Below are 18,243 nucleotides of genomic sequence, written 5' to 3'. Positions count from 1 at the left end.
CACCGAACGGCCGGGGGTGGTGCACGCTGTCCGGACCCTTCCGCGGCGCCGCGAAGGGTCCCGCGGTCGGCCGCACGACGACCCGGCCGTCCGCCGTCCACCGCTCCGCGGCTGTGTCCTCAGCGGCCCTGGTAGCGCGCCGCGGCCGCGCGGGCCGAGGCGAGCTTGCCGTAGAGCTTCCGGCCCGGGCACTCCGTGGCGAAGCCGTCACGATGGCCGGAGATGACGTGGAGCCGCACCGTACTGCCCTTCCGGTAGAGGTTGCCGCCGCCGGACTGCAGGGACGTCTTGCCGGCCGGGTTCATGCCGTACAGACCCAGTTTCCACGCGGTGAGCTGCGAGATGCCGCGTACCGCGGCGGCCGGCGGCTTCTTCGAGCCGTAGGAGCCGAGTACGGCGACGCCCATGCTGTTGGTGTTGAAACCGAGGGTGTGAGCGCCGAGGACCGGTCTGGTCACGCCCCCCGCGCGCCCCTCGTAGATCTTTCCGCACTTGTCGACGAGGAAGTTGTAGCCGATGTCCCGCCAGCCCATGCTGCGGACGTGGTAGCGGTAGATGCCCCGGATGAGTGAGGGCGCCTCTTCGCAGCGGTAGTCGTTGCCCGACGCCGTGTGGTGCACGAAGGCCGCCTTGACCTTCTTCGTGTAGACGAACTTCCGCTCGCGCAGCCACTCGTTCGCGCCCCACCCCAGCCGCGTGACGATGCTCGGACGCGGCCCGATGTACGGCTTCGCCCGCTGCTTGTCGGCGGGCGCGCCCATCCCCCGGGTGCCCTCCTCGGCCTCCCCCCGCAGGCCCTCCCCCGCCACCCGCCGCCCGGCAGGCTCAGCCACCTCCCGCCCGGTCGGATCGGCCTCCGTCCGGAGGTTGGGCCGACGCAGCTCCCGCTCCGTCTCCTCCCGGCTCAGAGCCGGGATCACGGTGGCGCCGAGCGGCGCGAGACCGGCGTTGGCCGCGGACGCCGCGCGGGCCGCGTCACCGAGCGCGTCACCGGTTCGCGGCCCGGCCACCTGCCTGCGCTCGGGCGGTTCTTCCGCCCCGGGGTCGACCAGTTCCAGCCGCAGCCCCGTCGCGTCCGGACCGTCCGGGCCGCGCGTGCCGTGGGCGCTGCCGGCGGCCTCGCCGCGCACCCGTACCTCCACTCCGTCGGACTCCCCCACCCACAGCGGTGCGGTCGCCCCGCGCACCCGTCGGGAGGCGCGCTCGGCGCTGTCCGGGTCGGCGGCGTGGTCGGAGTTGTGCGTCTCCAGATCGCGCCAGCCCGACCATGTGCCGGTGCCGGCGGCGCGGGTGCGGACCCGGACGCGGCCGGGCGGTTGGGCCTCCGGGTCGTCCCAGACGACGCCGACGAGCGAGAAGGGCCGTACGGAACGGCGGGTCAGGCCCTCTTCGGCGACGCCCCCGGAGGCGCGGTCGCGGGCGAGGGGTTCGAGGGGCAGCGACTGGGTGCTGCCGGGGACGTGACGCCCGGCCACGTCCGCGGCCGACGCCGGTCCGGCGGGCGTCGCGGCGGCGGGCGGGGTGAGCGGCAGGGCGATGGCCGCCGCACACGTGACACCGATCGAGGAAGCAAGGAATCCACGCATGCCCCCGATCCTGGACATAGCCCCACTTATCTGTCCATCCGGGGCTTGACGGGCTGTCGGCTCCCGCCGTTCCCGCGTTGCGCCGAACCGGTGGCGCGCGGCGGACGCCGCCGCACCGCACGCGCCTTCCCGCCCGCGTACGCTTGCCCGGGTGAACGCCACCGACCGCACCCCCGCCGACCTGCTGGGTTCCGCGCTCGCCGCGGACCCGGGCCGCCCCCTGGTGACCTTCTACGACGACGCCACGGGCGAGCGCGTGGAATTGTCCGTGGCCACCTTCGCCAATTGGGTGGCCAAGACCGCCAACCTCCTCCAGGACGAGCTGTCCGCCGAACCGGGCGACCGGGCCGCGCTGCTGCTGCCCGCGCACTGGCAGACGGCGGTGTGGCTGCTGGCGTGTTCCTCGGTCGGCGTGCTCGCGGACGTGGGCGGGGATCCGGCGGCGGCCGACCTCGTGGTGAGCGGCCCCGACGCCCTGGAAGCGGCCCGGGCCTGCTCCGGCTCGCGGATCGCGCTCGCGCTGCGCCCGCTCGGGGGCCGTTTCCCGCAGCCTCCGGAGGGCTTCGCCGACTACGCGGTGGAGGTGCCGGGGCAGGGCGACCGCTTCGTGCCGTACGCGCCGGCCGGTCCGGAGGAACCCGCACTGATCGCGGCGGGGCGGGAGTTCAGCGGCGCGGAGGTCGTCGAGCGTGCCCGTGCGGAGGCGCAGACGCTCGGACTGACGGGTCCGGGTTCGCGCATCCTGTCCGGGCTGCCGTACGACACGTGGGAGGGCCTGGCCGCCGGGCTGTACGCGCCCCTGGCCACCGGCGGTTCGGTCGTGCTGTGCCGGAACCTGGACCAGCTGGGCGCGGACGCCCTGGCCAAGCGGATCGAGAGCGAACGGGTCACCGCGGTCGCCCACTGACCCGATCGAGAGCGAACGGGTCACCGCAGTCGCCCGCTGACCCGATCGAGAGCGAAACGGGTCACCGCAGTCGCCCACTGACCCGATCGAGAGCGAAACGGGTCACCGCGGTCGCCCGCTGACCACCCGCACCGGAGTCCGGGCGGCCCTCCCGTCCGGCAGCCCGGGCTCCCTGTCACTCCATCGGCCCACCCCGGCCCGCCCCCGCCCGTCTTCCGCGTCATCGTCGTAGGTGCACGCACCACACGCCCGTACGCCGTGAGGGGTGGAACAGACGTGACCGACACCGCGGGCTCTCCCTCCGGACGCCGGGCCACCGAAGGGCCGTCCGGGCCGGGGGCGGGCGCGTCGGCGAGCGGGACCGGGCTGACGCGGCGGCGCCGCAGGCGGTGGCTCAGACGCGGGGGGCTCGGCGCCGCCGTGCTCCTGGCCGTCGCGGCCGGGGCGGGCTGGGCGGTGTACGCGAAGCTGGACGGCAACATCACGGCGGACGAGGCGGCCGCGGCGGAGCTCGCCCGCTTCGAGAAGGACCGGCCGACGGCGCTGGTGAAGGACGCCCGGAACATCCTGCTGATCGGGTCGGACTCGCGCTCCGGAGACGGAAACGCCCGCTACGGGCGGGACTCCGGGACGGAGCGGTCGGACACCACGATCCTGCTGCACCTGGCGGCGGGACGGCGCAGCGCCACCGCCGTCTCGCTGCCCCGCGACCTGATGGTGGACGTGCCGGGATGTCTGCGCCGGGACGGCTCGCGCACCGGACCGTCGTTCGCGATGTTCAACTACGCCTTCCAGGCGGGCGGTTCGGCCTGCACGATCCGAACGGTGGAGCGGCTGACCGGAATCCGCGTCGACCATCACGTGGTCGTGGACTTCCACGGTTTCAAGGAGATGGTCGACGCGGTCGACGGCGTCGAGGTCTGTCTGCGCAGGCCCGTCACCGACAGGGCGGCGAAGCTGCGGCTGCCCGCGGGCCGCGTGCGGCTGAACGGGGAGCAGGCGCTCGGGTACGTCCGGGCCCGCAAGTCGCTCGGCGACGGCAGCGACACCGACCGGATGGAGCGCCAGCAGCGTTTCCTCGGGGCGCTCGTCAACAAGGTGCAGAGCAATGACGTCCTGCTCAACCCGGGGAAGCTGTATCCCGTCCTGGACGCGGCGACCTCGTCCCTGACGACCGACCCGAAACTGGCGAACCTGCGCGGTTTGTACGAGCTCGTCCGTGGTTTGCGCGACATCCCCACGGAACGGGTGCAATTCCTTACAGTGCCGAGGGAGTCCTACGCCCGCAACGCCAATCGTGATCAACTTGTGGAGCCCGCGGCGGAGCGCCTGTTCCAGCGGCTGCGCAGGGACGCGCCGGTGACGGTCGCCCGGGGCACTTCCCGGGATTCCTCCGCAAAGGGCCGGAATTCAGCGGCCGATCCGTCGGCCTCTCCGGCGCCGACGTTCCAAGGGAACACGGCCGCCGAGGACGTCTGCGAGTAAAACCCTCCCCAACTCGACACACATTGCTTCAAAGAAATGCGCCGTATTGCCCGGTTGTATGGACGTGGAATTTGTCACTGCCGTCGCTGCGCGCCGAACCGGCCGGATAGTGTGAGCGATCCGGTGCACCCGGCCGACACGAGGGTTCTCCCTCCGGTCGCGCACCGCATGTACGAGACCCGGGCGCCTTTGGGGGTAAGGCGCCGCGTGCCCCGACGGAGGATTCGGACAACCGTGGACGCGCAAGGCCGTGGGAGGTCGGAGAACATCGACCCCGCAGACCAGTGGGTACTCAATCCGGCCACCGGTGAATACGAACTGCGACTGGGTAGTTCCGCAGCGCAATCACCGGTCCCCGGTCCCCGCCGTACGTCGGGCCCCCGCCGGGCCGGATCCGCTTCGCGCGGCCGTAAGCCGGCAGCGGGAGGCCCCTCGGCACCCGGCACGACGCCCGAGACCCCGGACCGCGAGATGCCGCCCCAGCGCAGGCGCCGCGGCGCACCCGCCGAACCGTCCCCCGGGCGGCGCGGGCGGCGGCCGGAGAAGAAGTCGAAGGCCAAGAAGATACTGATGTGGAGCGGCGGCACGGTGGCGTTCATCGTGCTCGCCACGGCGGGCGCCGCCTACCTCTACATCGACCACCTCAACGACAACATCTCGTCGGCCTCCTCCGACGGCGCGAGCACCGGCGGCTTCAGCAAGGACCGGGCCATCAACATCCTGCTGATCGGCACGGACAAGCGCACCGGCAAGGGCAACAGCGCCTACGGCGACAAGGGCAGCGTCGGGCACGCCGACACCACGATCCTGCTGCACGTCGCCAAGGACCGTTCGAACGCGACGGCGCTGAGCATCCCGCGCGACCTGATCGTGGACGTCCCGGACTGCCCGACCACGCTGGAGGACGGCAGCCAGAAGGTCATCCCCGGCACGCCCGGCACCCGCTTCAACACCAGCCTCGGCCAGGGCGAGCGCACCCCGAGCTGCACCGCGCGCACGGTGACGGAGCTGACCGGCATCAAGCCGGACAACTTCATGGTGGCCGACTTCAACGCGGTCAAGACCCTGACGTCGGCGGTCGGCGGTGTCGAGGTGTGCCTGAACAAGGACATCAACGACAAGGACTCCAAGCTCAACCTGACCAAGGGCAAGCACGTCGTCGAGGGCGAGCAGGCGCTGGCCTTCGTCCGTACCCGGCACTCGGTGGGCAGCGGCGGTGACCTGAGCCGCATCGGCCTGCAGCAGCAGTTCCTCAGCGCGCTGATGCGCAAGCTGAAGTCCAACGACACGCTGACCAGCCCCTCGAAGATGCTGAAGCTGGCGGAGGCCGGCACCAAGGCGCTGACCGTGGACTCCGAGCTGGACAGCATCGGCAAGCTCAAGGACCTCGGGATGGAGCTGGGCAAGCTCAACGTCAAGAACCTGACGTTCGTCACCGTTCCGGTGATCGACAACCCGGCCGAGACGGTCAAGGTGACGGTCGTCCCGGCCCCGGGCAAGGCGGACGAGGTCTTCCGGTCCATCAGGAGCGACGTCTCCTTCACCGCGGTCAAGCAGAAGAAAAAGAAGGAGGCGGCCGCGGTCGCCGCCCGTCTCAAGGGCGAGAAGGCCGACCCGTCCGAGGTGCGGGTGCGCATCTTCAACGGTGGCGCCGAGGCGGGCAGCGCGTCGAGCACGCTGACCTGGCTGCAGACCGAGGAGGGCGTGACGAAGTCCGAGAACGCGGGCAACGCGCCCGCGGAACTCGACAAGACCACCCTCGAGTACGCGCCCGACCAGGCCGCCGAGGCGCGACGGCTCGCCGACATCATGGGCCTGTCCGGGTCCGCGATGAAGGAGGGCAAGAGCGTGAACAACGCCCAGGGGCTCCCGACGATGACGCTGACCCTGGGCGCGGACTTCGAGGGCGCGGGTGTGCCGCTCACCGGTCCGGCGAAGGCGCCGGACGTGGACAAGTCGACGGCCGACAAGGTGCAGTGCGCCGAGTAACGACCGGCAGGGCGGCGGGCGGGGACCAGCCACCGGCGGCGCACGGCGACGAGGGGGAACGACCGGCGGCGTGGCCGGCCGCGGGGCCGTACAAGCGTGGAGAAAAGGTCCGTCGAGGACCGGGCAGTGACTTGGGGGGTAACCCAACGGGTCCGTCGTGCGTCTGACATGACGCGGGGCGGACCCGCATTCAGGTGCAGGGTGGGGAAGGACGGGCACGTGGCGCGTAGCAGTGTGCGGGGGAAGGCGCCCGCGTCCGAGGACACGACGTCCCCGGACGTACGGGAGCAGCAGGAACGGTCGTCCGGCGCGAGCGGCGGCGGCAAGAGGCACCGGGCTCTTGCGCCCCGGCGGCGCAGACGGCGCGTGCTGCGCTGGTCGGCGACGGTACTGGCGGTGGTGATAGCGGGCACCGCGGGTGCCGGGTATCTCTACTACCAGCACCTCAACAGCCAGATCCGCAAGGACGAGCTGAACCTCGGCGACGGCAAAATCGCCGAGCCGACGCCGAACGCGGCGGGCCAGACCCCGATGAACATCCTGCTCATCGGCTCCGACGCCCGGGACAGCAAGGAGAACCAGAAACTCGGCGGCGCGAAGGAGACGTTCGGCGGCACACCGCTCGCCGACGTCCAGATGCTGCTGCACCTCTCCGCCGACCGTTCCAACATGTCGGTCGTCAGCATGCCCCGCGACACGCTGCTGCAGATCCCCAAGTGCACCGACCCGGACGACGGCACGGTGTACCCGGCGAGCAACGGCCGCGCGATGACCAACGAGAGCCTCGGGCACGGCGGTCCGGGCTGCACGGTGGCGACCTGGCAGGAGCTGACCGGCCTTCACATCGACCACTTCATCATGGTCGACTTCGCCGGCGTGGTGTCGATGGCGGACGCGATCGGCGGCGTCCCGGTGTGCGTCAAGGCGAACATCCACTCCCGGGACAACCAGGGCCACGGCTCCGGCCTGAAGCTCAGGAAGGGCACCACGTACGTCAAGGGCAAGCAGGCCCTGCAGTGGCTGCGCACACGCTACGGCTTCGAGGACGGCAGCGACCTCGCCCGCGCCAAGGCGCAGCACATGTACATGAACGCGATGGTGCGCGAGCTGCGCGCGAACGCCACCCTGAGCAGCCCCAACAAGCTGCGCAGGCTGGCCGAGAAGGCCACCGAGTCCCTCACGGTCGACACGGGCCTGGACACGGTCAAGAAGCTGTACGACCTCAGCGACGAGCTGCGGCAGGTGGAACCGGAGCGCATCACCATGTCCACGATGCCGAACCGGTACGTGGGCGAGCGCGTGGAGCCCACCGAGGACGCCGAGCAGCTGTTCCGGCTGGTGCGCGACGACGTCGCGCTGGACGGCAAGGACAAGAAGAAGAAAAAGGCGCCGGAGACACTCTCGGACGACCCGGCGGCGCCCGACGCGGAGATCGCCGTCCAGGTGCGCAACGGCACCCGGACCGACACCCTGGCCGCCGCGCCCGGGCGTGCCGGCACGGTGGCGGGCCTGCTCGCGGAGAAGGGCTTCTCGGGCGCGGTCGCCGACCAGGGCGTGGCGCCGGTCGAGGACCGCACGCTGGTGCGCTACCCGAGCGCGGACCTGGAGGGCGACGCGCAGCGGATCGCCAAGTCTCTGGGGATTCCGCTGAGTTCGGTGAAGCGGTCGACCGAGGTGACCGGGGTGACGCTCGTCGTGGGAGCGGACTGGCGCGAGGGCACGACGTACAAGGCCCCGGCCGCGAACGACAAGACACCGGACACGGCCGAGGTCCTCAACGGCGCCGACGACACCGCCTGCATGGACGTGAGCCCGGGTTTCACCTGGTGACGTTCCCGGTCGGCCCGGCGGGCGCCGCCCCTCAGGCGGAGGAGCCGGTCACCGCCGGGCGCCGGGACGCGATGACCTTCTTCGCCAGCGACCTGGGGCTGGTGAGGAAGCCCCAGCCCCACGACATGTGCATGGTGGCGAGCGCCACGGGTATCCGGAGCCGGGCCGTCACCGGCAGGCCGCTGCCCGCGGGCAGGGAACCGGCGACGATCGCCGCCAGGTAGCCGCCCGGCACCAGGAACGCCCACGGCGTGAGCGCGACGCCGGCCACCAGCCCCGCCGCCAGCGCGCACACCGCGGTCGGCGGGGCGAGGTAGCGCGGGTTGATGGAGCCGGCGTGGTAGCGGGCCACGACGTGCCGCCAGCGGCCGTAGTCCTTGTACTGCTTGGCGAGCGCCCGCACGCTCGGCCGCGGCCGGTACGACACCCTCAGCTCGGGCGAGAACCAGATCAGCCCGCCGGCCTCACGGATGCGGAAGTTCAGCTCCCAGTCCTGGGCGCGTATGAACTCCTCGTTGTAGCCGCCCTGCTGCTCCAGCGCCTCGCGCCGGAACACCCCGAGGTACACGGTCTCGGCCGGGCCGGCCCGGCCGCCGGTGTGGAAGGCCGCGTTGCCCACGCCGATCCTCGACGTCATCGCGGCGGCGACGGCGTGCTCCCAGGCGTTCTCGCCCTCGGCGTGCATGATGCCGCCGACGTTCTGCGCGCCGGTCTCGTCCAGCAGCCGTACGGCCGTGGCGATGTAGTCCGGCGAGAGCATGCCGTGCCCGTCGACGCGTACGACCACCGGGTGCCGGGACGCCTTGATGGCGGCGTTCAGCGCGGCGGGCGTGCGGCCCGTCGGGTTGGGGACCGTGTGCACGCGGGGGTCTTCGGCCACGAGCTCGGCGGCGATCTCGTCCGTGCGGTCCGTGGACGGGCCGAGGGCGATCACCACCTCCATCTCACCGGCGTACTCCTGCGCGAGGATCGCTTGGACGGCGCCGCGCAGATGCCGCTCCTCGTTGAGGACGGGCATGATCACGGAGACGGCGGGCGGCCGCATGTCGGCATTGGCGTTCATCGGTGCTCACGTTACCGCGTACGGGGGACACGGCTGCGCCCCGCCGGGGCCGCTGCCCCGGGCATCCGGTCGTATGGGCCTACGGTGAGACGGATCCCACGTACGGCCCCAGCGGAGGTGTCCCGCGATGCCCAGCACGCCGCCTCGGTCCCCCTCCCCCAGATCACCGTCCGCGCCCGGCGGGCCGCCGGGACCGCAGCCGTCCGAGGGACGGCCGGCGCCCGTACCGCGCGGCCGACCGCGCTGGACCGCGCGGGCCGTGACGGCGCTCTCCGTGGTGGTTCTCGCCTCGGCCGGGATCGGGCACACGGTCCTGACCGGCCTCGACGCGGACATCGGCCGCGTCGACCCCTTCAAGGACATGAAGAACCGGCCGGAGGGCGGCGACGGCATGAACGTCCTGCTGGTCGGCACGGACGGCCGCGACCGGATCTCGCCACGGGAACGACGCAGGTACAGGCTGGGCGGCGCACCCTGCAACTGCACCGACACGATGATGATCGTGCACCTCTCGGCGGACCGGCGACGGGCCGGCGTGGTGAGCCTGCCGCGCGACTCGTACGCGACGACGCCCTCGCACACCGACCGCACGACCCACGAGAAGCACCCGGGCCACCCGCTCAAGCTGAACGCCGCGTACGCCGAGGGCGGGCCGCAGCTGACCGTGCGCCTCGTGGAGAGCATGACCCGCGTGAGGATCGACCACTATCTCGAGGTCGACTTCACGAGCTTCATGAAGACGGTGGACGTGCTCGGTGGCGTCGAGGTGTGCACCGCGAAGCCGCTGAGGGACGGTTACACCGGGCTCGACCTGCCGGTCGGCACACACCGGCTGATGGGCGGCCGGGCCCTGCAGTACGTGCGCGCCCGGCACGTCGACGCGGCCTCCGACCTGAGCCGCATGCAGCGCCAGCAGCGGTTCCTGGCGGCGCTGATCGACCGGGCGACCTCCTCCGGGATCCTGCTGAACCCGCTGAGGTTCCGGGACGTGGCCAGGGCGGTGCTCGGCTCGATGCGGGCCGACAAGGGCTTCGGCACGGACGAGTTGCTGACCCTGGGCCGGGCCATGTGGAACCTCTCCCTGTCGTCGTCCGAGTTCACGACCGTGCCGATCGCGCGGATGGGCTACACCGTGGAGGGCGTCGGCTCGACCCTGAAGTGGGACACCGCGAAGGCCCGACGCCTCTTCGCGGCGCTCCGCCACGACAAGCCGCTCACCGCACACCGGCCGGCCGGCGGGGCGCCCCGCGTGGAAGTGCCCCCCGAGCAGATCCGCGTCCAGGTGGAGAACGGCACCGGACACGAGGGCCTCGGCCGGCGCGTGGACGCGGCACTGGCGGCGGCCGGCTTCGGTACGACCCGGGCCCGGTCACGCACGGCGCATCCCGGGGGCCCTGGGGAGCGCACCGTGCGACGGACCGTCATCGCCTACGACCCGCGCTGGGACCGCTCGGCCAAGACCCTGGCGGCGGCCCTGCCGGGCAGTGAGCTGCGCGCGGTGAGGGGCCGGGGGCGGACGCTGAAGGTGACCCTCGGCTCCGACGTCCAGAAGGTCCGCGCGGTACGGGTCGAGCACCCCGCGCCGCGGAACACCGACGGCACGTCAGGTGCCGGTGTCGTGCGGGGCGACGAGGTGGTGTGCCCGTGAAGGAGGTCGCCGGCTCAGCCCAGCAGGAGTTGCCGGCGACCGCTCCAGGCCGGCGGCGGCCCGGAAGTGCACGGTCCGCGTGCCCGGGGCCGCGGCGGCGTCGACGTTCAGTGGCGCAGCACGTCGTCGGCGTCGCAGAGGACCGCGTCGAACGGTGTCCCCGCCTGGCGGTCAGCCACTCGAGACGGTGATCTTCTCGTCGTTCTTCAGCTGGTTGACCAGCGTCTTGACCTTGGCCATGTCCCACTGGAGGTTGCCGCCGACGCTGCCCGAGATCGGCATGTTCATCGACTTGCCCTCGCCGCCGCTGACGCCCTTCATCGCCCAGAACATGGACGCCAGGTCCCACAGGCCCATGTCCTTGTCCACGACGAGGGAGTCCAGGCCGGCGCCCATGGTCGGGTACAGCCGGAACGGGTTGAGGATCGTGCCGGGCGTGGCGACCTGGTTGGCGAGTGCCGACAGGAACTTCTGCTGGTTCTTGGTGCGGTCCAGGTCGGAGCCGGCCAGCGCGTACCGGGTGCGGACGAAGGCGAGGGCCTGCTCGCCGTTCAGGGTCTGCTTGCCCTTCTCGAAGTCGGCGCCGGACTTGGTGTCCTTGATGTCCTGCGGGATGTCCATCTCGACGCCGCCGACCGCGTCCACGATGCTCGCGAAGCCGCCGAAGCCGATCTCGACGTAGTGGTCGATGTGCAGTCCGGTGTTGAACTCGACCGTGCGCACCAGCAGCGTCGGGCCGTCTATGGAGTACGAGGCGTTCAGTTTGCTGGCGCCCATCGCGGGCCGGATCTTCCCGGACTCGGAGCCCTTGAACTCCGGGATGGTGACGTTGGAGTCACGGGGCAGGGAGATCAGCGTGGGGCCGTTGCTTCCGGTGTGCAGGATCATCATCGAGTCCGTGCGCTTGCCCTCGGCGGACCCGGTGTGCAGCTTCCTCTTGTCCGCGGCGGACATGCCCTCGCGGCTGTCCGAGCCGACGATCAGGTAGTTCGTGCCCTCGCCGGCCTCGGGCCGGTCGATGACGGTCGCGAGGTCCACGTCACGGTTGAGTTTGGAATCGGCCCAGAAGTACGTACCGACCGTCGTGACGAGCACCACGGCGAGCAGGGTGAGCAGCGTCACCTTGGTACGGCGCCGCCAGTCGGGCCTCTGCCGGTACTGGCCGCGGGCCGGGTCCACGTCGTTGCCGTGGGGCACGGAGCCGCCGCGCCTGCCGCCGCCCCCGTAGACCTGGCCCGTGTTGTAGCCGCTGTCGTGGCCGGGCTGCCCGCCCTGGCCGTCGACGTAGGACGGCTGCTGGGGCACACCGGGCGCGTACGACGGGGGCGGTGCGGCCTGGCCGCGGCGGACCTGCCGCATCACCCGCGCGCTTTCCGGCTGCTCGCCGGCGCTGCCGCGTCCGTAGCGGTTGTCCTCGGACCGTCCCTGGGGCCAATCAGTCATGGCCTCAGTGTGCAGGGCGCGGCTGTGTGCCTTACAAGGGCCGACGGAGAATAGGGCCACGGCTGTTGCGAAGCTGACACAAATCCCACGGATGTCAGTTCGACATAGGGTGGAGGCCATGACAGACCAGGCCTCAGCCATGGATACGGAAGTCTCGGGCATTCCGGGCAAGCCGACCGCGGCGTCCCGCACCACCCTCAGCCACATCATGACCCACAACGACACCAACCTCCTGGGTACGGTGCACGGCGGCGTGATCATGAAGCTGGTCGACGACGCGGCGGGCGCCGTGGCCGGGCGGCACTCCGGCGGCCCCGCCGTCACCGCGTCGATGGACGAGATGGCGTTCCTCGAACCGGTCCGCGTCGGCGACCTCGTCCATGTGAAGGCCCAGGTCAACTGGACCGGCCGGACCTCCATGGAGGTCGGCGTACGCGTCCTGGCCGAACGCTGGAACGAGTCGGCCCCGGCCACCCAGGTCGGCTCCGCGTACCTGGTCTTCGCCGCGGTGGACGCCGACGGCCGGCCCCGCCGCGTCCCGCCGGTCCTCCCGCAGACGGAACAGGACAACCGCCGCTACCAGGAGGCCCAGATCCGCCGCACCCACCGCCTGGCCCGGCGCCGCGCGATCATGGATCTGCGGGCGAAGCGAGCCTCGGAGGGTTTCGAGGACTGAGCCCGGCCCACCGGCCGCCGCGCACCGCCCGGCGGCCGGCTCAGTCGCGCAGGGGTATCCGGCCGCGCAGGCGCGGACCGTCGAACATCGAACGGTCGACCACCGGCCGCGGCGCCGGCTCCGCCGCCATCAGCCTGACGGTCTCCCGGCCCGCGAGCGCGGTGCGCCGACCGTTGGAGCAGTGGCCGTGGGCGGGAGCAGTCGGTGCGGGAGCCGACGGACCGCGCCTGCGGTTTCGGTTCGTCCCAGGGCGTGGGGACGAGGGACTGAGCCGGACCGGCCCCGGCGCATGCGACGGCCCCCGGGCGTGTGACACCGGGGGCCGTGCCGCCACGCGGAAGCGTTACGGAAGGTTGCGCGCCATCACGATGCGCTGGACCTGGTTCGTGCCCTCGTAGATCTGAGTGATCTTCGCGTCGCGCATCATCCGCTCCACCGGGTAGTCCCGGGTGTAGCCGTAGCCGCCGAGGAGTTGGACGGCGTCCGTGGTGACCTCCATGGCGACGTCGGAGGCGAAGCACTTGGCGGCGGCGCCCTGGAAGGTGAGGTCGCTGTCACCGCGCTGGGACTTCGCGGCGGCCGCGTAGGTCAGCTGGCGGGCGGCCTCGATCTTCATGGCCATGTCGGCGAGCATGAACTGGATGCCCTGGAAGTCGGCGATCGGCTTGCCGAACTGCTTGCGCTCCTGGACGTAGCCCTTGGCGTAGTCGAGGGCGCCCTGGGCGATGCCGAGGGCCTGGGCCGCGATGGTGATGCGGGTGTGGTCCAGGGTCTTCATCGCCGTGGCGAAGCCGGTGCCCTCCTCGCCGATCATGCGGTCGGCGGGGATGCGGACGTTGTCGAGGTAGACCTCGCGGGTCGGGGAGCCCTTGATGCCGAGCTTCTTCTCCGGGGCGCCGAAGGAGACGCCCTCGTCGGACTTCTCGACGACGAACGCCGATATGCCCTTGGAGCGCTTGGTGGGGTCGGTGACCGCCATGACCGTGTAGTACTCGCTGACGCCCGCGTTGGTGATCCAGCGCTTCACGCCGTTGAGGACGTAGTGGTCGCCGTCGCGGACGGCCTTCGTCTTCATACCGGCCGCGTCCGAGCCCGCGTCCGGCTCGGACAGGCAGTACGAGAACAGTCCGTCGCCCTTGGCGAGCGACGCCATGTACTTCTTCTTCAGCTCCTCGGAGCCGGAAAGGATCACCGGCAGCGAACCCAGCTTGTTCACGGCCGGGATCAGGGACGAGCTCGCGCAGACGCGGGCCACCTCCTCGATCACGATGACCGTGGCCAGCGCGTCGGCGCCCGCGCCGCCGTACTCCTCGGGCACGTGCACGGCGTGCAGGTCGTTCGCGACCAGGGCGTTCAGTGCCTCCTGCGGGAAGCGTGCCTCCTCGTCCACCGCTGCGGCGTACGGCGCGATCTTCGCCTCGGCCAGCGCGCGGACGGCGTCACGGAGCATGTCGTGCTCCTCGGACGGGCGGTACAGGTCGAAGTCAGCCGATCCGGCCAAGGTCTCCACGCTCCAAAACGCTGTGATGCCTGCGCTAACTACCGTTAAGTAACTGGAATTTTATGGTGCTGCCCACCCCAGGGATACGTGAGCTTGGCGACAGAAGGAGTCACCAGGACTGAAGCTGCCCGGTGGGGGGCCCGCCCATGCCCGGACTATGCTCGGGCAGCGCGTCTTTCGACCCCCGACCTGCCGTACCCCCTGGAGCATCCATGGCCCTGAAGATCACCGTGATCGGCACCGGCTACCTCGGCGCCACGCACGCGGCGGCCATGGCCGAGCTCGGCTTCGAGGTGCTGGGCCTCGACGTCGTGCCCGAGAAGATCGAGATGCTCCAGCGCGGGCAGGTCCCGATGTACGAGCCGGGCCTGGAGGACCTTCTGCGCCGGCACGTCGCCGGGATCGACGGATCCACCGGTCGGCTGCGGTTCACGACCGACTGGGCCGAGGTGGCCGCCTTCGGTGACGTGCACTTCGTGTGCGTGAACACCCCGCAGAAGCACGGCGAGTACGCCTGCGACATGTCGTACGTCGATTCCGCGATCGCCTCGCTCGCGCCGCACCTGACCCGTCCCGCCCTCGTCGTCGGCAAGTCGACCGTGCCCGTGGGCTCCGCCGACCGTCTCGCCGCCTACCTGGCCGCGCACGCGCCCGCCGGGGCGGACGCCGAGCTGGCCTGGAACCCGGAGTTCCTGCGCGAGGGCTTCGCCGTCGACGACACGCTGCACCCCGACCGGATCGTGGTCGGCGTGCGCAGCGAGCGCGCGGAGAAGCTGCTGCGTGAGGTGTACGCCACACCGGTCGCGGAGGGTTCGCCGTTCGTGGTGACGGACTTCCCGACCGCGGAGCTGGTGAAGACGTCCGCGAACTCCTTCCTGGCGACCAAGATCTCGTTCATCAACGCGATGGCGGAGGTGTGCGAGGCGGCCGGGGGCGACGTCGCCAAGCTGGCCGAGGCCATCGGGCACGACGACCGGATCGGCAGGAAGTTCCTGCGGGCCGGCATCGGCTTCGGCGGCGGGTGTCTGCCGAAGGACATCCGGGCGTTCATGGCGCGCGCGGGTGAGCTGGGCGCGGACCAGGCGCTGACGTTCCTGCGGGAGATCGACTCCATCAACATGCGCCAGCGCGGCCAGATGGTGGAGCTGGCCCGGCAGGCGCTGGGCGGAGGGCCGTTCCTGGGCAGGCGGGTGGCCGTGCTGGGGGCGACCTTCAAGCCCGACTCGGACGACGTACGGGACTCGCCCGCGCTGAACGTCGCAGGTCAGATCCACCTTCAGGGCGGCCAGGTCACGGTGTACGACCCGAAGGGCATGGACAACGCCCGCCGGATCTTCCCGACGCTCGGCTACGCGGACTCCGCGCGGGGGGCGGTGCGCGGCGCGGACGTGGTGCTGCATCTGACGGAGTGGCGGGAGTTCCGCGAGCTGGACCCGGCGGAGCTGGGCGAGGTCGCCGCGGCCAGGATCGTGCTGGACGGGCGCAACGCGCTGGACGCGGAGCGGTGGCGGAAGGCCGGCTGGACGTACCGGGCGATGGGGCGGCCCACCGCCTGAGACGTCCTTCGAGGCGTGTGACGCCGGTTCGGCCGGGGCCGGGCCGGCGTCTTCCTGCCGGGTGCCGCCCGGCCGTGGTGTCTTCCGGCCGGGCGCCGCGCGGCGTCGTGCGCCTTCCTGCCGGGTGTTGCGCGGCCGTCGTGCGCCTTCCTTCCGGGCGCCGCGCGGCCGTCGTGCGCCTACCTGCCGGGTGTTGCGCGGCCGTCGTGCGCGCCTACCTGCCAGGCGCCGCGCGGCCGTCGTGCCCGGACGGGACCTCACTTGGCGCGGTACCGGCGCATCTTCGCGCGCGCCCCGCACCCCTGCATCGAGCACCAGCGGCCCCGCACCGCCGGGCTGCGGTCGTAGTACGCCCACAGGCAGTCGTCCAGCTCGCAGGCCTTGAGGCGGGTCCAGGTGCCGGCGACGAGGGCCTCCGCGACGGCCAGGGCCACGCGGGCCGGCAGGGACCGGCCGTCGGCGGGGGCGAGGGCGGCCGAGCCGTCGCGCTCGTCGACCGTCACCCGCAGGGGCGCGTGGGCGAGGAGGTCGCCGAGCGGGGTGACCCGGCGGTGCGCGGGGTGGCCCGCGTGGGCGAGCAGGGCGGCACGCAGCGACTCGCGCAGGTCGCGGGCCGCGGGCAGGTCGTCCTCACCGAGGCCGAAGCGGGCGCGGCCCTCCGGCGTGTCGAGCGAGTCGGTGCCCTGTTCCACGTCCAGCGTGTTGACCAGGGACTCGATCAGCGCCAGCCCACCCGGGGCGGGCGATTTCGCACTCATGCTTGCGACGTTACCGCTCATGCGGGAGCATGCCGTAACCGTTACCGGTTACCCGCACTTACAGGTAACCGACTCTTCGAGGAGGAAGTCATGGCTGTCGCTGAACTGGGCGTCGTCGTCCTGGACTGTCCCGACCCGCGCGCGCTCGCCGAGTTCTACGCGGCCGTGCTGGGCGGCACCGTGGACGGCGAGGGGGACTGGGTCGAGGTGCAGCTGTCCGGGCGGCGGAGGCTGGCGTTCCAGGCCGCGCCCGGCCTCGTACCGCCGACGTGGCCGTCGGCCGACCACTCGCAGCAGTTCCATCTGGACCTGGACGTCACGGACCTGGACGCGGCGGAGAAGGCCGTGCTGGAGCTGGGCGCCAAGCCCCTGGACGCGGAGGACCGCGCACGGACCTTCCGGGTCTACGCGGACCCGGCCGGGCACCCGTTCTGCCTCTGCGCCTGCTGACCCGGTCTGCCGGGAGGTGCCGGTGGACGCCTCCGCCGCGGGGAGGTACACCCCTCGGAGGAGTGTCTGCAGGGCCGCTGAGCGGCCGGGACGTGACAGCCCCGGCCCCGCTCGCCCCGTACGCGGTCGACGGCCCCCGTACGGCCTGGACGGCTGTCAGCCGTCCAGGTCCGCGATCGTCGCGTTCGACGGGCCCCTCGTCGTGCCGAGGTCACGGGCCACGTCCTCGGCCGCGCCCAGCACCCGTACGGCGTTCTGCCAGGTCAGTTTGGCCAGGTCGGGCTCCGACCAGCCGCGGTCGAGGAGTTCGGCGACGAGGTGGGGGTAGCCCGAGACGTCGTTCAGGCCGTCGGGGGTGAAGGCGGTGCCGTCGTAGTCGCCGCCGATGCCGAGGTGGTCGATGCCGGCGACCTCGCGCATGTGGTCCAGGTGGTCGGCGACCGTGGCGGTCGTGGCGACCGGGCGCGGGTGGCGCTCCTCGAAGGCACGGTGCAGCCTCATCGCCTCGGGGGTGGTGTCGAGGTGGTGGAGGCCGTGCGCGCGCAGGTTCTCGTCCGCCGCGGCCGTCCAGTCGACCGCCGCCCGGAGCACGAACTTCGGCACGAACGTCACCATCGCGACGCCGCCGTTGGCGGGCAGCCGCTCCAGCACGTCGTCGGGGATGTTGCGCGGGTGGTCGCAGACGGCACGCGAGGAGGAGTGCGAGAAGATCACCGGCGCGGACGTGGCGTCCAGCGCGTCCCGCATCGTCGTCGCCGCCACGTGCGAGAGGTCGACGAGCATGCCGAGGCGGTTCATCTCCCGTACGACCTCGCGGCCGAAGGCCGACAGACCGCCCACGCCGGGCTCGTCCGTCGCGGAGTCCGCCCACGGCACGTTGTCGTTGTGCGTGAGGGTCAGGTAGCGCACGCCCAGCGCGTACAGGCCGCGCAGGGTGCCGAGGGAGCACGCGATCGAGTGGCCGCCCTCCGCGCCCATGAGGGAGGCGATACGGCCCTCGGCGCGTGCCGCCTCCATGTCGGCCGCCGTCAGCGCGGGGGCCAGCTCGCGGGGGTAGCGCGCGAGCATCTGCCGTACGCAGTCGATCTGCTCGAGGGTGGCGGGCACCGGGTCGGGCAGGTCGGCGGGGACGTACACGGACCAGAACTGCGCGCCGACGCCGCCCTCGCGCAGCCTGGGCAGGTCGGTGTGCAGGTGGGCGCTCTGGTCGGTGGCGACGTCCCGGGCGTCGAGGTCGTAGCGGCTCTGCTCGCGCAGCGCCCAGGGCAGGTCGTTGTGCCCGTCGGCCACCGGGAACTCGCGCAGCAGCTCGCGGGCCCGGTCCAGAGGGGACGGGGAGGACAGGGGAGAC

General features: G+C 72.0%; 14 protein-coding genes. 8 read left to right on the top strand and 6 right to left on the bottom strand.

The genetic code is table 11. The features are described 5' to 3' along the window. Positions 1 to 119: 119 nt before the first annotated feature. Positions 120 to 1,586, bottom strand: coding sequence for a peptidoglycan recognition protein (locus tag ABZ354_RS08465; protein ID WP_358654283.1), 1,467 nt, complete (start codon positions 1,584 to 1,586; stop codon positions 120 to 122). Between the two features lie 151 nt (positions 1,587 to 1,737). Here ABZ354_RS08465 and ABZ354_RS08460 point away from each other — a divergent pair, with 151 nt between their 5' ends. The 4 genes from ABZ354_RS08460 (at position 1,738) to ABZ354_RS08445 (ending at position 7,797) form a co-directional block, all read left to right on the top strand. Next, positions 1,738 to 2,493 (top strand): TIGR03089 family protein, encoded by a 756-nt coding sequence (locus tag ABZ354_RS08460; protein WP_358654281.1) that lies wholly within the window; start codon positions 1,738 to 1,740, stop codon positions 2,491 to 2,493. Positions 2,494 to 2,769: 276 nt separating this feature from the next. After that, positions 2,770 to 3,978, top strand: a complete 1,209-nt coding sequence (locus ABZ354_RS08455; protein ID WP_358654279.1) for an LCP family protein — start codon at positions 2,770 to 2,772, stop codon at positions 3,976 to 3,978. Positions 3,979 to 4,212: 234 nt separating this feature from the next. Then, complete coding sequence (locus tag ABZ354_RS08450) at positions 4,213 to 5,967, top strand: LCP family protein (RefSeq protein ID WP_358654277.1); 1,755 nt, start codon at positions 4,213 to 4,215, stop codon at positions 5,965 to 5,967. A 168-nt stretch (positions 5,968 to 6,135) separates the two neighbouring features. Continuing rightward, on the top strand, positions 6,136 to 7,797 hold the full coding sequence (locus tag ABZ354_RS08445; RefSeq protein WP_358654275.1) for an LCP family protein: 1,662 nt from the start codon (positions 6,136 to 6,138) through the stop codon (positions 7,795 to 7,797). Between the two features lie 31 nt (positions 7,798 to 7,828). On the opposite strand, the gene ABZ354_RS08440 is transcribed toward ABZ354_RS08445, so the two are convergent. Then, complete coding sequence (locus ABZ354_RS08440) at positions 7,829 to 8,860, bottom strand: glycosyltransferase family 2 protein (RefSeq protein ID WP_358654273.1); 1,032 nt, start codon at positions 8,858 to 8,860, stop codon at positions 7,829 to 7,831. Positions 8,861 to 8,987: 127 nt separating this feature from the next. On the opposite strand from ABZ354_RS08440, the gene ABZ354_RS08435 reads away from it, so the two are divergent. Continuing rightward, on the top strand, positions 8,988 to 10,508 hold the full coding sequence (locus ABZ354_RS08435) for an LCP family protein (protein ID WP_358654271.1): 1,521 nt from the start codon (positions 8,988 to 8,990) through the stop codon (positions 10,506 to 10,508). 171 nt (positions 10,509 to 10,679) lie between these two features. Here ABZ354_RS08435 and ABZ354_RS08430 read toward each other — a convergent pair whose 3' ends face one another. Beyond that, complete coding sequence (locus ABZ354_RS08430) at positions 10,680 to 11,951, bottom strand: LCP family protein (protein WP_358654269.1); 1,272 nt, start codon at positions 11,949 to 11,951, stop codon at positions 10,680 to 10,682. 118 nt (positions 11,952 to 12,069) lie between these two features. Between ABZ354_RS08430 and ABZ354_RS08425 the strand changes: the two genes are divergently transcribed. Continuing rightward, entirely contained in the window at positions 12,070 to 12,627 is a 558-nt protein-coding gene (locus tag ABZ354_RS08425) for an acyl-CoA thioesterase (protein WP_358654267.1), read from the top strand. A 343-nt stretch (positions 12,628 to 12,970) separates the two neighbouring features. Here ABZ354_RS08425 and ABZ354_RS08420 read toward each other — a convergent pair whose 3' ends face one another. Continuing rightward, positions 12,971 to 14,128 (bottom strand): acyl-CoA dehydrogenase, encoded by a 1,158-nt coding sequence (locus ABZ354_RS08420; RefSeq protein ID WP_358654265.1) that lies wholly within the window; start codon positions 14,126 to 14,128, stop codon positions 12,971 to 12,973. Between the two features lie 212 nt (positions 14,129 to 14,340). Here ABZ354_RS08420 and ABZ354_RS08415 point away from each other — a divergent pair, with 212 nt between their 5' ends. Then, positions 14,341 to 15,684 carry a UDP-glucose/GDP-mannose dehydrogenase family protein gene (locus ABZ354_RS08415; protein ID WP_358654263.1) on the top strand — a complete coding sequence of 448 codons (1,344 nt, stop codon included), beginning with the start codon at positions 14,341 to 14,343 and terminating at the stop codon, positions 15,682 to 15,684. 257 nt (positions 15,685 to 15,941) lie between these two features. Here the strand turns inward: ABZ354_RS08415 and ABZ354_RS08410 are convergent, their stop codons facing one another. After that, positions 15,942 to 16,442, bottom strand: coding sequence for a CGNR zinc finger domain-containing protein (locus ABZ354_RS08410; protein WP_358654261.1), 501 nt, complete (start codon positions 16,440 to 16,442; stop codon positions 15,942 to 15,944). Between the two features lie 90 nt (positions 16,443 to 16,532). On the opposite strand from ABZ354_RS08410, the gene ABZ354_RS08405 reads away from it, so the two are divergent. Then, entirely contained in the window at positions 16,533 to 16,892 is a 360-nt protein-coding gene (locus tag ABZ354_RS08405; protein ID WP_358654259.1) for a VOC family protein, read from the top strand. A 156-nt stretch (positions 16,893 to 17,048) separates the two neighbouring features. Here the strand turns inward: ABZ354_RS08405 and ABZ354_RS08400 are convergent, their stop codons facing one another. Then, complete coding sequence (locus ABZ354_RS08400; RefSeq protein WP_358654367.1) at positions 17,049 to 18,236, bottom strand: dipeptidase; 1,188 nt, start codon at positions 18,234 to 18,236, stop codon at positions 17,049 to 17,051. Positions 18,237 to 18,243: the final 7 nt, after the last annotated feature.

This window comes from Streptomyces sp. NPDC005925 (assembly GCF_040638805.1).
GTDB lineage: Bacteria > Actinomycetota > Actinomycetes > Streptomycetales > Streptomycetaceae > Streptomyces.
Note: the sequence above shows the minus strand (reverse complement) of the source record. Positions and strands in the feature narration are given on the sequence as shown.